This is a genomic window from Brevundimonas sp. AVps4 (assembly GCF_058681525.1).
Genome location: NZ_CM178741.1, coordinates 917,089 through 932,020, shown reverse-complemented (window position 1 = coordinate 932,020; position 14,932 = coordinate 917,089). Strand labels below are relative to the sequence as shown.

The following is a 14,932-nucleotide window of genomic DNA, read 5'->3' as shown; positions in this document are numbered from 1 at the left end:
CCCGCACGATTAATCCCCTTTCGCACACGCAATAACCGGAGACATCCATGGCTCGCGCGAAGATCGCCCTTATCGGCGCCGGCATGATCGGCGGCACCCTGGCCCACGTGGCCGCCCGCGAAGCGCTGGGCGACGTGATCCTGTTCGACATCGCCGAAGGCACCCCCCAGGGCAAGGCGCTGGACATCGCCGAGGCCACCGCCGTCTTCGGCTCGGACGTGGCCCTGAAGGGCGCCAACGACTACGCCGACATCGCCGGCGCCGACGTCTGCATCGTCACCGCCGGCGTGCCGCGCAAGCCGGGCATGAGCCGCGACGACCTGATCGGCATCAATCTGAAGGTCATGAAGGCCGTCGGCGAGGGCATCAAGGCCCACGCCCCCAACGCCTTCGTCATCTGCATCACCAACCCGCTCGACGCCATGGTCTGGGCGCTGCAGAAGTTCTCAGGGCTCCCCAAGGAGAAGGTCGTCGGCATGGCCGGCGTGCTCGACTCGGCGCGCTTCGCCTACTTCCTGGCTGAAAAGACCGGCGTCTCGGTTCAGGACATCCACGCCTGGACCCTGGGCGGTCACGGCGACGACATGGTGCCGATGGTGCGCCACTCGACCGTCGGCGGCCTGCCCCTGCCGGACGCCGTCGCAGCCGGCTTCCTGAGCCAGGACGAACTGGACGCCATCGTCGAGCGCACCCGCAAGGGCGGCGGCGAGATCGTCGCCCTGTTGAAGACCGGTTCGGCCTTCTACGCCCCGGCTGAATCGGCCATCGCCATGGCCAAGTCCTATCTGAAGGACGAAAAGCGCGTCCTGCCCTGCGCCGTCTGGCTGTCGGGCGAATACGGCCTGTCCGACCTCTATGTCGGCGTCCCGGCCCTGATCGGCGCGAACGGCGTCGAGAAGGTGGTCGAGTTCACCACCAATGACGACGAAAAGGCGATGCTGGCCAAGTCGGTCGCCTCGGTCCAGGGCCTGATCCAGGCGTGCAAGGACATCGATTCCTCGCTGGCCTAAGCCACATCTTGATTTCGATGACGAAGGGCCGCAGAGCGATCTGCGGCCCTTTTCTTTGGGATGCTCAGACCTTCCCCCGCTTGCGGGGGAAGCAGCAGGTCGTGGCGCGCAGCGACACGCCTGACGATGGGGGAAGTCGTCTTTCGGCCAAGCAAGACTCCCCTCTCCGACCCTGGTCCGCTGCGCGGACGCCGGGCCACCTCTCCCGCAAGCGGGAGAGGGTCTGCGCTTACTCCCTCACATGCGCCAGCCAGTCCCTGCTCTGCATCTCGTTGAAGCGCGACACGGTGCGTTCGAACTCGAAGGCCCCCACGCCTTCGGTATAGAGGGCCTCGGGCCGGGCGGCGGCCAGCACGATCAGCCTGGTCCGGGCCTCGTAAAGCGCGTCCACCAGGGTCACCAGACGGCGCGCCTCATGGTGGTTGGCGGGCCCCAGGATCGGCACATCCTCCAGGAACAGGGTGTGGAACCGCTCGGCGATCGCCAGATAGTCCTGCGGCCCCAGCGGCCGGCCGCACAGGTCCGCAAAGCTGGCCCGGGCCATGGCCCCCACGGTCCGCTCCACCACGACATCCCGCCCCAGGACGGTCAGGTGCGCCGGTTCTTCCGGCTCGCCCCCCTTCAGTTCGCGCCACAGGGCTTCGAACCCGGCGCGGTCGTCGGGCGTGTGCCAGACCTGGGCCGAACTGAGCCGGTCCAGCCGCCAGTCGCGCGCCCCCGCCGTCTGCACCACTTCGCAGCGGTCGCGGATGATGTCGATGAAGGGGGTGAAGAGCTGGCGGTTGATCCCGTTCTTGTAGAGGTCCTCGGGCGCCCGGTTCGAGGTGACGGCCAGCACCACCTTGTCCTCGAACAGGGCCTCGAACAGCCGGCCCAGGATCATGGCGTCTGCGATGTCGGTCACCTGAAGCTCGTCGAAACACAGCAGCCGGGCTTCCGAGGCGATCAGCCGGGCGACGGGCGGGATGGGGTCGTCGCCCCCCTTGCGGGAGTGCTGGGTTCCAAACACGGCCTTTCGGGCCTTGGCGTCCCCCTCGCGCCACTGGCGCACCAGGTCGTGGATCCGGGCCATGAAGGCGTGGAAATGGGCGCGCTTTTTCCGCGGCTCGGGCGTGGCCGAATAGAAGAGGTCCATCAGCATGGACTTGCCCCGCCCCGGCGGGCCGTAGAGGTAGATCCCCTTCACCTCGGGCGGGCGGCCGAACAGGCCGCGCCGGGCCAGATCCCGCTCCAGCCGCTCCAGGGCGAGCAGGACTTCGGCCTGAGCCGGATCGGGCGACAGAACGCCCTCGTCCACGCGGATGTCGTAGGCGTTTCGGATGCGGGAGGTCATGGCGGCGTTCTTAAAGCCCCATCCGCCGAAAAGCGATTGCTTCGCGGCTGCGAACGCCTAAATGCAGGACGCTTCTCCCCTCTATTTCGCGCTGAAGCAGCAGGGCCCCGCAGGCCGAGCGTCAGCGCGTCCGAAGGACCAAACATCATGGGTTATCGCGTCGCGATCGTCGGGGCCACGGGCAATGTGGGCCGCGAAATGCTGAACATCCTCGAGGAGCTGAACTTCCCCGTCGATGAAATCCACGCCATCGCCTCGCGCAAGTCCAAGGGGGTCGAGGTCTCGTTCGGCGACCGGACCGTCAAATGCCAGGACATCGAGCAGTTCGACTTCTCCAAGGTCGACATCGTCCTGATGTCGGCCGGCGGCGCTGTGTCGCGGGAGTGGTCCGAAAGGATCGGCAAGGCCGGCCCCATCGTGATCGACAACTCCTCGGCCTTCCGCAAGGACCCGGACGTGCCGCTGATCGTGCCCGAGGTGAACCCCGACGCGGTCAAGGACGCGAAGAAGAAGAACATCATCGCCAACCCCAACTGCTCGACCGCCCAGCTGGTCGTGGCCCTGAAGCCCCTGCACGACGCGGCCAAAATCAAGCGGGTGGTGGTCTCGACCTATCAGTCGGTGTCCGGCGCCGGCAAGGAAGGCATGGACGAGCTGTGGAACCAGACCAAGGCCATCTACGGCCTGGGCGACGCCACGCCCAAGAAGTTCCCCAAACAGATCGCCTTCAACGTCATCCCCTTCATCGGCGCCTTCAACGAGGACGGCTATACCGACGAAGAGCAGAAGATGTGGGACGAGACCCACAAGATGCTGGATCCGAACATCAAGCTGACGGTCACCTGCGTGCGGGTGCCGGTCTTCGTCGGCCATTCGGAAGCGGTGACGGTCGAGTTCGATCGCCCCATCGCGCCGGACGAGGCCCGCGCCATCCTACGCGAGGCGCCAGGCGTACTGGTCGTCGATAAGCAGGAGCATGACGGCTACATCACCCCGGTCGACGCCGCCGGCGAGTTCGCCGTCTACGTCAGCCGCATCCGCAAGGACCCGACGGTCGAGAACGGCCTGAGCTTCTGGGTGGTGTCCGACAATCTGCGCAAGGGCGCGGCCCTGAACGCCGTCCAGATCGCCCAGCTGCTGGACGAGACGGGCACGATCAAGCCGTCGTCGGGGTATCGTTCGATCACGGTGTAGCCTTCTTTCGTCATCCTCCGGCGCGCGTAGCGCGACCGGGGGACCCAGCGGCGCGCGTGAGCGCGAACCTGTCGCGGACACGATTTCGGACGCCATGCTGCTGGGAGATTTCGCCTTCGGCGCCGCTGGGTTCCCCGGTCTGCGCCGCGAAGGCGCGGCTTGCCGGAGAATGACGAAAGTGAAGTTGAGTCGCCCATGACCGCCTCCCCCTCCCCCAACGATCCCCGCGCGGTCGGCACGGCCATCGCCTGCTACACCCTGTGGGGTCTTCTGCCCCTGCTGTTCATGGCCATGGCGGCCCACGGCTTCGGCGCGCCGGAGATCCTGGCCCACAGGGCGGTCTGGTCGGTCTTCGTGGCAGGTCTGGTCCTGCTGCTGGCGGGCCAGTGGGGCGAGGCGAAACAGGCGCTGGCGACGCCGCGCGTCTTCGGCTGGCTGGCCCTGTCGGCGGCGATGATCGCGGTCAACTGGAGCCTCTATGTCTTCGCCACCACCCATCATGCGACGCTGGAGGCCAGCCTCGGCTATTACATCAACCCGCTCTTGAACATGGCCGCAGGGGCCCTGCTGTTCCGCGAGAAGATCGACCGCTGGAGCGGCGTCGCCATCGCCCTGGCCGCCGTGGGGGTGGCCGTCCAGACCGTCGCCCTGGGCCATGTGCCGATCATCGGACTGACGCTCGCCGTCACCTTCTGCGCCTATGCGGTGATCAGAAAGCGCGTGCCCGCCTCGGCCCAGACCGGCCTGTTTGTCGAGTGCCTGGTGTTGCTGCCCTTCGGCGCCCTGTTCCTGGCCTGGCTGGCGGCCCATGGGCAGGCGACGGGCTTTTCCTCGCCCGCCGGACTGGCCTGGGCCCTGGTCAACGGACCGGCGACGGTCATTCCTCTGGTGCTGTTCGCCTGGTCGGCGCGGCGTCTGCCCCTGTCCACCGTCGGCTTCATCCAGTTTCTGGCGCCGACGCTGCAGTTCGCCTGCGGCGTCTGGGCGGGCGAGCCCCTGACCCCGCTGCGGATCGTCTCCTTCGGCTTCATCTGGGCCGGAGCGGGCGTCTTCGCCCTGGGCGCCGCGCAGCGGTCGCGCGCCGCCCGACGCGCCGTCGCCCTGTCGGAAACCGTCTAGACGGCGGCGTACAGGGCCTCCAGCAGGCGCCGGGGCCGCGGGTCGCCGATCAGGTGCGGCGACTGGCGCGTCATCACATAGGCGGCCGACAGGCGCCGCGACGGATCGGCCATGGCCATGGATCCGCCCCAGCCGTAGTGACCGAAGGACTCGCCCGGTCCGAAGACGTTCAGCCCGTCGTTGCGCATCAGGCCCGCCGCCCAGCTGATCACATAGGGCAGCACCTTGTCCTGGCCGTGGATCCGCTCGCGCGTCAGGTCGCGCAGCACGCCCTTCGAAAGCAGCCGCCGCCCGTCCAGCATCCCGTCATTGGCCACGACGCCCAGCATCCGCGCCAGGCCCGCCGCCGTGGCGTGCATATTGGCCGAGGGGATTTCCATCTTGCGCCATTCGGCCGAGCCGCGCCCGCCCGGCGCCGAGCCCCGGTCCAGGAAGGCCGCCTGTTTGATCGGATCTATGGTCCCCAGGCTGGGCGCGGCCGAGGGTTTGCGCATCTGGGCCACCCGCCCGTGCTGGTCCTCCGGCAGGCCGATCCACAGGTCCAGGTCGGCGAAGTCGGCGCGCAGGGCCTGGCCCATGGTCCGGCCGGTCGTCAGGCGGAACACCTCATTGGCCAGATAGCCGACCGTGACCGGATGATAGCCCGAAGCCGTTCCCGGCGCCCACATCGGCGCCTGGGCTGCCAGCCGGGCGTTGACCGCCGCCGGATCGAACCACAGCGACGGCTCCACCGGCTCCGAGAAGCCGGGCAGGCCCGACTGGTGGCTCATCAGCTGGGCGACGGTGACCTTGTCCTTGCCGGCCTGGCCGAAGGCGGGCCAGATATGGGAGACCTTCTCGTCATAGGCCACCTTGCCCGCCTCGACCGCCGTGGCCATCAGCAGGGCCATCACCGCCTTGCCGGTCGAGAAGACCGGGGTCAGGGTGTCCTCGGCGAAGGGCGTCGTCTTGGCCGTATCGGCGTGCCCCGCCCACAGATCGACGACCGGCGCCCCCTCGATCATCAAGCAGAACCGCGCCCCCACCTCGTTCAGCCCCTCGGGCGCATCGGTGAAGTTGGCGGCGAAGGCGTCCTTCACCGATGCGAAACGCGGATCGCAGACGCCGTGGATGTCGAGAGCTTCGGTCATGGAGGCGTTCTAGCCCTTCCCCCGCTTGCGGGGGAAGTGTCAGCTCGTCGAGCGGAGCGAGACGGCTGACGATGGGGGAAGTCTTCTTCCGGAGTGAAACCTCCCCCTCCGTCGCTGGATCGCTTCGCGATCGACGCGACACCTCCCCCGCAAGCGGGAGAGGGCAAAGAAAAAGGCCCCCCGCCGAAACGGGAGGCCTCACTCTTTACGACCCTGAGAAAGGATCAGGCCGCGACGACCTCAGTCGCCTGTTCGGCCAGGATGGTCAGGCCTTCGCCGTTGACGTCGGCGAAGCCGCCCTTGACGTCGTACTGGGTCCTGGTCCCGCCGACATAGACGGTCACCAGGCCCTCGCGCAGGGCCGTCATGAAGGGGGCGTGGGCCGGCAGGACGCCGAAGTCGCCCTCGACGCCCGGCGCGTCCACCTGGTCCACGAGGCCGGAGAAGACCTCGCGTTCCGGCGAGACGAGGGAGAAGTTGAGTTTGCCAGCCATCAGTCCGATGTTCCGATTTGATAGGAGGCGATGGAAACCGGGTAAGCCGCACCCGTACCCCAAATCGCCAGATAGATCACGGCCCCGCCAGCGTTCCTCTCAAACAGGACGCCCTTTCCGTTGCCGTCGTTTGACTCGCTGTTGAACGCCCAGTCTGCCTGAGCGCGCGTCTTGGCGATGAATTCGTCCCCCGCTTCCGGCCCATTCAGGTCCAAAATAGAGCAGGTCTCCCTACCCGTTTCGGCCGGACGCCCGACCATGATCCGAACGGGATCGATCGGCGTGCCGGAACGGGTGTAGGTGCGGGAGACTTCATCGGCCTTGACGGTAGAAGCCGCGCCTTTGGAACCTCTCTGTTCAAAGAACGCGCCTTCATCGATCAAGGCCGGGAATCGACCATCAGCCAGAAAGGCAGCACAAGCTCCCGCCATAGCTTCAAAATCTCCATCAGCCTGTGCCCGCGCCGAAACGGGCGAGGCCAGACAAAAGAGAATGAGGCTGGCGAGAGCCTTGCGCATGATCAGGCTTCCGCCGCCATCTTCTCGGCCTTGGCGACGGCCTCTTCGATCGGGCCGACCATGTAGAAGGCCGCTTCCGGCAGGTGGTCGTACTCGCCGGCCACGATGCCCTTGAACGAGCGGATCGTGTCCTTCAGGTCGACGAAGGCGCCGGGGGTGTTGGTGAACTGTTCAGCCACGTGGAAGGGCTGGGACAGGAAGCGCTGGATCTTGCGGGCGCGGGCCACGATCAGCTTGTCCTCTTCCGACAGCTCGTCCATGCCCAGGATGGCGATGATGTCCTTCAGGCCCTTGTACTGCTGCAGGACTTCCTGAACCGAACGGGCGACCTGATAGTGCTCCTCGCCGATCACCAGCGGGTCCATGATCCGCGAGGTGGAGTCCAGCGGGTCCACGGCCGGGAAGATGGCCTGGGCGGCGATGTCACGGCTCAGAACGGTCGTCGCGTCCAGGTGGGCGAAGGAGGCGGCGGGCGCCGGGTCGGTCAGGTCGTCGGCGGGGACGTAGATGGCCTGGACCGAGGTGATCGAACCCTTCTTGGTCGAGGTGATCCGCTCTTGCAGGTTGCCCATCTCGGTCGCCAGCGTCGGCTGATAGCCCACGGCCGAGGGGATGCGGCCCAGCAGAGCCGACACTTCGGAACCGGCCTGGGTGAAGCGGAAGATGTTGTCGACGAACAGCAGGACGTCCTTGCCTTCCTCGTCACGGAAATATTCCGCGATCGACAGGCCGGTCAGGGCGACGCGGGCGCGGGCGCCGGGGGGCTCGTTCATCTGGCCGTAGACCAGGGCGCACTTGGAGCCCTCGGTCGAACCGCCGTTCTTGGCCGGGTCCACGTTCACATTGGACTCGATCATCTCGTGATACAGGTCGTTGCCTTCGCGGGTGCGCTCGCCCACGCCGGCCAGAACCGAATAACCGCCGTAAGCCTTGGCGATGTTGTTGATCAGCTCCTGCATGGTCACGGTCTTGCCCACGCCGGCGCCGCCGAACAGGCCGATCTTGCCGCCCTTGGTATAGGGGCACATCAGGTCGATGACCTTGATGCCGGTGACCAGGATCTCGGCCGAGGTCGACTGCTCGTCGAAGCTCGGGGCCTCCTTGTGGATCGGACGGTAAAGGTCGGTCTTGATCGGGCCGGCTTCGTCGATCGGCTGGCCGACGACGTTCATGATGCGGCCCAGGGTGCCGGGGCCGACCGGCGCCTGGATCGACGAGCCGGTGTCGGTGACGGGCTGGCCGCGGGTCAGGCCCTCGGTCGTGTCCATGGCGATGGCGCGGACCATGTTCTCACCCAGGTGTTGGGCGACTTCCAGCACCAGGGTGAAGGGCTCGCCCGTCTTCTGGTCGACGTTCTGGGTGTGCAGGGCGCTGAGAATGGCCGGCAGATGGCCGTCGAACTCGACGTCCACGACGGCGCCGATGACCTGGGCGATCCGGCCCGTGGCGACGGCGGAGACAGGGGCGGCGGGCGCGGCGGCCTTCTTGACGGCCGGCTTGCGGGCGGCGGGCTTCTTGGGGGCGACGGTGTCGGTCATGGCTGGGGTCCGTATCGGAATGTCTGTTCGGTCGGGATCAGAGGGCTTCGGCGCCGGCGATGATCTCGATCAGCTCGGTGGTGATCTGGGCTTGGCGCTTGCGGTTGTACTGCAGCGTCAGGGCGTTGATGAGGTCGCCGGCGTTGCGCGTCGCATTGTCCATCGCCGCCATCTGCGATCCGAAGAAGCCCGCCTGGTTCTCATAGAGGGCGGCCAGGATCTGGGTCGTCAGGTTGCGCGGCAGCAGGGTCTCGAGGATTTCCTCTTCCGAGGGCTCGTACTCATAGACCGCGCCGTTCAGGTCGACCGGGGCCGCGTCGCCCTCGACCACAGCCGGGATCAGCTGTTTGGCGGTCGGAACCTGGGAGATGACCGACTTGAACTGGCTGTAGAACAGGGTGACCACATCGGCCTGACCGTCCTCGAAGGCCGTGGCGATCATTTCGGCGATGGGCTGGGCCGAGGGCAGGCCCACCGTCTTGTGCTCGCTCAGTTCGAAGGTGCGGACCAGCTTGTCGCCGTACAGGCGCGACAGCTGATCGCGCGACTTGCGGCCGACGGCGATGATCTTCACGTCCTTGCCGTTCGCGATCAGGCTGTTGATCCGTTCGCGCGCGGCGCGGATGACGTTGGTCGAGAAACCGCCCGCCAGACCCTTGTCCGCCGTCGCCACCACGATCAGGTGACGCTGGTCCTGACCCGTGCCGGCCAGCAGGCGCGGCGCATCGGCGCCCGAGACGCCTGCGGCCAGATTGGCGATGACCGAGGCCATCTTCTTCGCATAGGGCCGGGCGCTTTCGGCCTGGTCCTGGGCGCGTTTCAGCTTGGCCGCGGCGACCATCTGCATGGCTTTCGTGATCTTCTGCGTGGCTTTCACGCTTCCGATCCGATTGCGCATTTCCTTGAGGCTGGCCATCCGGCGCTACTCTCTCAGCTTATCCGGTTGAACTCAGGCGAAGGTCTTGACGAAGGCGGCCAGGATGTCCTTCAGCTCGGCCTCGAGGTCGGCGGTCAGGTCCTTCTTGGTCCGGATGCCTTCGAGCAGCGAGGCGTGGTTCGCATGTATGCGCGCCAGCAGCTCCTTCTCGAACCGGCCGACGTCGCTGACCGCGATGCCGTCGATATAGCCGCGGGTGCCGGCGTAGACCGAGACGACCTGCTCTTCCATCGACAGGGGCGAGTACTGGGGCTGCTTCAGCAGCTCGGTCAGGCGGGCGCCGCGGGCCAACAGTTTCTGGGTCGAGGCGTCCAGGTCCGAGCCGAACTTGGCGAAGGCGGCCATCTCGCGATACTGGGCCAGTTCGCCCTTGATGGTGCCGGCGACCTTCTTCATCGCCTTGGTCTGGGCCGAGGAGCCCACGCGCGACACCGAGATGCCGACGTTCACGGCCGGACGGATGCCCTGATAGAAGAGGTCCGATTCCAGGAAGATTTGGCCGTCGGTGATCGAGATGACGTTGGTCGGGATATAGGCCGAAACGTCGTTGGCCTGGGTTTCGATGATCGGCAGGGCGGTCATGGAGCCCGAACCATAGTCCTCGTTCAGCTTGGCCGAACGCTCCAAGAGGCGGCTGTGCAGGTAGAAGACGTCGCCCGGATAGGCTTCGCGGCCCGGCGGGCGGCGCAGCAGCAGCGACATCTGACGATACGCAACAGCTTGTTTGGACAGGTCGTCATAGACGATCAGGGCGTGCATGCCGTTATCGCGGAAGAACTCGCCCATGGCGGTGCCGGCGAAGGGCGCCAGGAACTGAAGCGGGGCCGGTTCCGAGGCCGTGGCGGCGACGACGATGGTGTATTCCAGAGCGCCCGACTCTTCGAGGGTCTTGACGATCTGGGCCACCGTCGAACGCTTCTGACCGATGGCGACGTAGATGCAGTAGAGCTTGGCGCTCTCGTCGTCGGTCTTGTTGACGTTCTTCTGGTTCAGGATGGTGTCGACGGCGACGGCGGTCTTGCCGACCTGACGGTCGCCGATGATCAGCTCGCGCTGGCCGCGGCCGACGGGGATCAGGGTGTCGATGGCCTTCAGGCCGGTCTGCATCGGCTCATGGACCGACTTGCGGGGGATGATGCCCGGCGCCTTGACGTCCACGCGGCGGCGCTCGGTGAACTGGATCGGACCCTTGCCGTCGATCGGCTCGCCTAGCGGGTTGACGACGCGGCCCAAGAGGCCCTTGCCGACCGGCACGTCCACGATCTCGCCCAGGCGGCGCACGTCGTCGCCCTCGGCGATGGCGGCGTCGGCGCCGAAGATCACGGCGCCCACATTGTCGCGTTCCAGGTTCAGGGCCATGCCCTTGACGCCGGCCTTGGTGAATTCGACCATTTCGCCGGCCTGGACATTGTCCAGACCGTGGATGCGGGCGATGCCGTCGCCGACCGACAGCACGCTGCCGACGTCGGAGACATCGGCTTCGACGCCGAAGTTGGCGATCTGCGACTTGAGGATGGCCGAGATTTCAGCGGCGCGGATGTCCATGACGGGCTCTCTGTTCTTCAGTCTTTTTGCGGTTGCGCCGTTCAGGCGCCGACAATCGGGTGGACGGGGGCGGCGCTTACGCGCGCTTTAGGGCGAACTTCATCTGGTCGAGCTTGGTCTTCAGCGAGGCGTCGAACAGTTTCGAGCCGACCTTGACCTTCAGGCCGCCCAGGATGGCCGGATCGACCCGCGTGGTCAGTTCCGGCGCCTTGCCCAGGCTCTTGTTCAGAGCGGCCTTGATCGCGGTCAGCTGCTTGTCGTCCAGAGGCTGGGCCGAGACCACCTCGGCCGCGACGATTCCGGCGTGTTTGGCGTAAAGGCGCTCGAAACCGGCGATCACGGCGGCCAGATCACGGGCGCGGCCGTTCTGGGCCAGCAGGCCCAGGAAGTTGACGGTGTTCTGTTCGAACCGGGCCTTGGCGGCGACGGCGGTCAGGCCCTTGGCTTGGTCGTCGGCCGAAATGACCGGCGAGGTCGCCAGGCGGCGCAGATCGGCGCTCTCGGTCCAGGCGGTCTTCAGCGAGACGACGTCGGCGCGAACGGCGTCCAGGCGGCCGGTTTCCAGCGCCAGATCAAACAGCGCCTGTGCGTAGCGATCGCCGACTTCCGTCGTTCTGAAATCATCAGCCACTGATTAGGGTCCGAGGTCGTTGTGTCAGGGTCGCGACCGACTGCGAGGGTCGCAACGGTCAAAAGCTTGAAATGCTTGCGGAAAGCACGACAGAGGCCGTATTGGTGAATACGCCCCCTTCAAGCCGGGCGCCTGATAGCACGGGGTTTTGCCGCTCGCAACATTGCGTGAAGGGTGAAGAAGCCGCACCCGGCGTCGCACCTCGGTCATAGCCCCGTGCGACATTCGTCTTTCTCCTGCTGCAGTAAAGATCCGCCATGAAGTTCCGCGCCCTGATGATCGCCGTCGTCGCCGCCCTGACGGGATCGCACGCCGCCCGCGCCGAGCCCTTCGCGGCCCCCGAACCGCAGCCGATCCGGCTGATGAGCTACAACATCCGTTATGACGCCCCTGACGATCGGCCGAACTGGCCCGAGCGTCGCCCGCAGATGGCGCGTCAGATCGCCTTCTTCGCCCCGGACGTGCTGGGCGTTCAGGAGGCCCTGATTCCCATGGTCGCCTATCTGGCCGAACAGGCGCCGGACTACGACCACTACGGCCTGGGCCGCGACGACGGGGCCGAGGGGGGCGAGACCACCACCCTGTTCTGGCGACGCGACCGATTCGAGGTCGTCCGCAAACAGACTCTCTGGTGTTCGCCGACCCCGGATCGCCCTTCGAAGGGCTGGGACGCGGCCCTGCCCCGCACCCTGACGCGGGTGGTGCTGCGCGACCGTTCCGACGGTCGTCTGCTGGACGTCCGCAACGCCCATTTCGACCATGTCGGCGTGGTCGCCCGTGAACAGTGCGCCGCCCTGGCTGCGGACCTGCCGCCTGCGACCGCCGAGGGCGAAACGGCGGCCGTGGTCTTGCTGGGCGACTTCAACACCGGGCCCGACAGCGCCCCCTATCGCCGGATCGTGTCGGCCGGCCTGCGTGACGCCCGCACCGTCAGCCCCGTCGTCTTCGGCCCTTCGACCACCTATAACGGCTTCGACCTCGCCAAGGCCGCGGACGGGGCGCCCATCGACCATGTCTTCGTCGATCGCCGCCTGGCGGTGGAAAGGTTCGGCGTCCTGACGGACTCCTTTTCGGGCCAGGTGATCTCGGACCACTTCCCCTTGGTGGTCGATGTGACCTTCGCCGCGCGGTGAGCCAGGGTGCGACCATTGCGCCGCACCCCCGCGCTTGATCGGAACCTGAGCCGGGCCTAGCTGTTCCCGCCGACGCCTTTCCCCTCCTGGACATTCCATGCTCGACAGCATCCTGCCCCTTCTCTCCGACCCGGCCGCCTGGGCGGCCCTGGTGACCCTGGTGGTGATGGAGGTCGTGCTCGGCATCGACAATCTGATCTTCATCTCGATCCTGTCGAACAAACTGCCCGAGCATCAGCGCCAGAAGGTGCGGCGCATCGGCATCGGCCTGGCCCTGGTCATGCGCCTGGCCCTGCTGTCGATCATCGCCTGGCTGGTGGGCCTGGTTCAGCCGGTCTTCACCGTCGCGGGCAACGAATTCTCGTGGAAGGATCTGATCCTGATCGCGGGCGGCCTGTTCCTGGTCTGGAAAGCCACCAAGGAGATCCACCACACGGTCGATCCCACGCCCACCCATGACGTCATGGACAAGAAGGACGTGATGATCACCAACGCCGGGGCGGCCATCTTCCAGATCATCCTGCTGGACCTGGTCTTCTCGATCGACTCCATCCTGACCGCCGTGGGCATGACCGAGCACCTGCCCATCATGGTCGTCGCCGTCCTGGTCGCCGTGACGGTGATGCTGCTGGCCGCCGACCCGCTGGCGAACTTCATCAACGACAACCCCAGCGTCGTCATGCTGGCCCTGGGCTTCCTGCTGATGATCGGCATGGTGCTGATCGCCGACGGCTTCGGCTATCATGTGCCCAAGGGCTATATCTACGCCGCCATGGCCTTCTCGGCCGGGGTCGAGGCCCTGAACATGCTGGGCCGTCGCTCCGCCTCCAAGAAGGAAAAGGCCGAGGCCGCCCGCGCCGAAGCCGAACGCGCCGAGGCCCGCGCCCGCAAGGCCGAGGCGGAAGCCGCCGCCGAAGGCGCCTGACCATGCCGCGCCCGCCCCTGCGCTTCGCCGGCCTGATCGTCGGCCTGCTGCTGGCGGTGGGCGCGACCCTGCCCGTTCGGGCCGAGGTTCCGACCCAGGCCTATCAGGTGGTGCACGCCTATCCGCATGACCGGACGGCCTTCACCGAGGGCCTCTTCTTCCACGCCGGCGCCCTTTACGAGAGCACGGGCCTCTATCCGTCGTCGGTGCGCCAGGTGCGGTTGGAGGACGGCGAAATCCTGCGTCGGCGCGACCTGCCCACCGTCTATTTCGGCGAGGGTTTGGCCGCCCTGAACGGCAAGCTCTACAATCTGACCTGGCGCAACCACATCGGCTTCATCTTCAAGCTGGAGGACTTCTCGCCCCTGGGCGGCTTCTCCTATCCGGGCGAGGGTTGGGGGCTGACCACCGACGGACGCCGACTGATCATGAGCGACGGCACCGATCAGATCCGCTTCCTCGATCCCGACACCCTGGCCGAGACCGGCCGGATCTCCGTCACCGCCGACGGCCGGCCGCTGGACCAGATCAATGAGCTGGAATGGATCGACGGCGAGGTCTTCGCCAATCTGTGGCAGGACAACCGCATCGCGCGCATCGACCCGGAGACCGGGGTGGTGAAGGCCTTCATCGACCTGACGGACCTGGTCCCCAAGGACGCGGGCCTGGACCCGAACGACGACGTCCTGAACGGCATCGCCTGGGACGCGGCGGGCAAGCGGCTGTTCGTCACCGGCAAGCGCTGGCCCCAGCTGTACGAGATCAGGCTGCGCTGACCGGGGCGAGGTGTTCCGCGCCGAAAAGGCTGAGATAGGCGTCCAGCTCGGCGCTTTTCAGACCCAGCGAGTCCAGCACCGCCCCCATGAAGCTGACCGGCGCCGTGCCCGCCGCCGTGACGACCCGATCGGCCAGAACGGCGCGAGGCTGGTCGCGGTAATGGGCCGCCCCGCCGTAGCCGGTGATGGAGAGGCTGTCGGGCCCGTTGGCGGTATGGGGCCTCTGGTCCAGAAGCCCCGCGCGCGCCAGGGCCAGGGTTCCGTCGCAGATGCCGCCCACCGTCTTGCCCGCCCCATGCGCCCAACGCAGCAGGTCCGAGACGTCCGGCGCGCCGGGCTGACGCCAGATGGAGCCGCCGTTGACCAGGATGGCGTCCACCGCCTCGACGTCGATGTCTTCGATCGAAAGATGGGGAACGACCAACAGGCCGCCGGCCGACACCACCTCCTCCCCATCGGGCGAGGCGAAGAGGGTCTCAAACCCATAATGGCTGCGCGCCCCCGCCATGATCAGGGCGGTCTCCCAATCCGCATAGTCCGGCGTCAGAAGCGTTACGATGGTGGTCATGGCGGCGTCCCCTGCTGTCGCCCCAGTTTAACGGCGCTGCGTGACAGTTCATCAGACAAGGATAAGGGCGGACGTCTTGCG

General features: G+C 66.8%; 15 protein-coding genes. 6 read left to right on the top strand and 9 right to left on the bottom strand.

The features are described from left to right. Positions 1–47: 47 nt before the first annotated feature. Positions 48–1,010 carry a malate dehydrogenase gene (mdh, locus tag ACW178_RS04525; protein WP_191554941.1) on the top strand — a complete coding sequence of 321 codons (963 nt, stop codon included), beginning with the start codon at positions 48–50 and terminating at the stop codon, positions 1,008–1,010. Positions 1,011–1,239: 229 nt separating this feature from the next. On the opposite strand, the gene zapE is transcribed toward mdh, so the two are convergent. Further along, positions 1,240–2,343, bottom strand: a complete 1,104-nt coding sequence (zapE, locus tag ACW178_RS04520) for a cell division protein ZapE (RefSeq protein WP_191557916.1) — start codon at positions 2,341–2,343, stop codon at positions 1,240–1,242. Between the two features lie 147 nt (positions 2,344–2,490). On the opposite strand from zapE, the gene ACW178_RS04515 reads away from it, so the two are divergent. Next, complete coding sequence (locus tag ACW178_RS04515; RefSeq protein ID WP_191554939.1) at positions 2,491–3,537, top strand: aspartate-semialdehyde dehydrogenase; 1,047 nt, start codon at positions 2,491–2,493, stop codon at positions 3,535–3,537. Positions 3,538–3,732: 195 nt separating this feature from the next. Continuing rightward, positions 3,733–4,656, top strand: coding sequence for an EamA family transporter RarD (gene rarD, locus ACW178_RS04510; protein ID WP_191554938.1), 924 nt, complete (start codon positions 3,733–3,735; stop codon positions 4,654–4,656). Here rarD and ACW178_RS04505 read toward each other — a convergent pair. From ACW178_RS04505 to ACW178_RS04475, 7 genes are all read right to left on the bottom strand, one after another. Continuing rightward, a complete protein-coding gene (locus ACW178_RS04505; protein ID WP_191557914.1) occupies positions 4,653–5,786 on the bottom strand; it encodes a serine hydrolase domain-containing protein in 1,134 nt (377 codons plus the stop codon). The genes rarD and ACW178_RS04505 overlap by 4 nt on opposite strands. A 224-nt stretch (positions 5,787–6,010) precedes the next feature. Next, the gene (locus ACW178_RS04500; protein WP_054764641.1) at positions 6,011–6,280 is read right to left on the bottom strand and encodes an ATP synthase F1 subunit epsilon; all 270 of its coding nucleotides are present in this window, start codon (positions 6,278–6,280) and stop codon (positions 6,011–6,013) included. Continuing rightward, entirely contained in the window at positions 6,280–6,798 is a 519-nt protein-coding gene (locus ACW178_RS04495) for a hypothetical protein (RefSeq protein ID WP_191554937.1), read from the bottom strand. Before ACW178_RS04495 ends, ACW178_RS04500 begins: the two co-directional genes overlap by 1 nt. Positions 6,799–6,800: 2 nt before the next feature. Further along, the gene (atpD, locus tag ACW178_RS04490; RefSeq protein ID WP_191554936.1) at positions 6,801–8,336 is read right to left on the bottom strand and encodes a F0F1 ATP synthase subunit beta; all 1,536 of its coding nucleotides are present in this window, start codon (positions 8,334–8,336) and stop codon (positions 6,801–6,803) included. Positions 8,337–8,373: 37 nt separating this feature from the next. Beyond that, positions 8,374–9,252: a F0F1 ATP synthase subunit gamma gene (locus ACW178_RS04485; protein WP_191554935.1), complete on the bottom strand. Its 879-nt coding sequence runs from the start codon at positions 9,250–9,252 to the stop codon at positions 8,374–8,376. Positions 9,253–9,285: 33 nt separating this feature from the next. Continuing rightward, a complete protein-coding gene (gene atpA, locus ACW178_RS04480) occupies positions 9,286–10,818 on the bottom strand; it encodes a F0F1 ATP synthase subunit alpha (protein ID WP_444581285.1) in 1,533 nt (510 codons plus the stop codon). 76 nt (positions 10,819–10,894) lie between these two features. Beyond that, positions 10,895–11,449 carry a F0F1 ATP synthase subunit delta gene (locus ACW178_RS04475; RefSeq protein ID WP_409616667.1) on the bottom strand — a complete coding sequence of 185 codons (555 nt, stop codon included), beginning with the start codon at positions 11,447–11,449 and terminating at the stop codon, positions 10,895–10,897. A gap of 257 nt (positions 11,450–11,706) precedes the next feature. Between ACW178_RS04475 and ACW178_RS04470 the strand changes: the two genes are divergently transcribed. From ACW178_RS04470 to ACW178_RS04460, 3 genes are all read left to right on the top strand, one after another. After that, a complete protein-coding gene (locus ACW178_RS04470) occupies positions 11,707–12,582 on the top strand; it encodes an endonuclease/exonuclease/phosphatase family protein (RefSeq protein WP_492024905.1) in 876 nt (291 codons plus the stop codon). Between the two features lie 97 nt (positions 12,583–12,679). After that, on the top strand, positions 12,680–13,507 hold the full coding sequence (locus ACW178_RS04465) for a TerC family protein (protein WP_082382597.1): 828 nt from the start codon (positions 12,680–12,682) through the stop codon (positions 13,505–13,507). Between the two features lie 2 nt (positions 13,508–13,509). Next, positions 13,510–14,283, top strand: a complete 774-nt coding sequence (locus tag ACW178_RS04460) for a glutaminyl-peptide cyclotransferase (RefSeq protein WP_464159764.1) — start codon at positions 13,510–13,512, stop codon at positions 14,281–14,283. Here ACW178_RS04460 and ACW178_RS04455 read toward each other — a convergent pair. Then, the gene (locus tag ACW178_RS04455; RefSeq protein ID WP_054764634.1) at positions 14,270–14,851 is read right to left on the bottom strand and encodes a DJ-1/PfpI family protein; all 582 of its coding nucleotides are present in this window, start codon (positions 14,849–14,851) and stop codon (positions 14,270–14,272) included. The two genes, ACW178_RS04460 and ACW178_RS04455, sit on opposite strands and share 14 nt — an antisense overlap. Positions 14,852–14,932 lie beyond the last annotated feature (81 nt).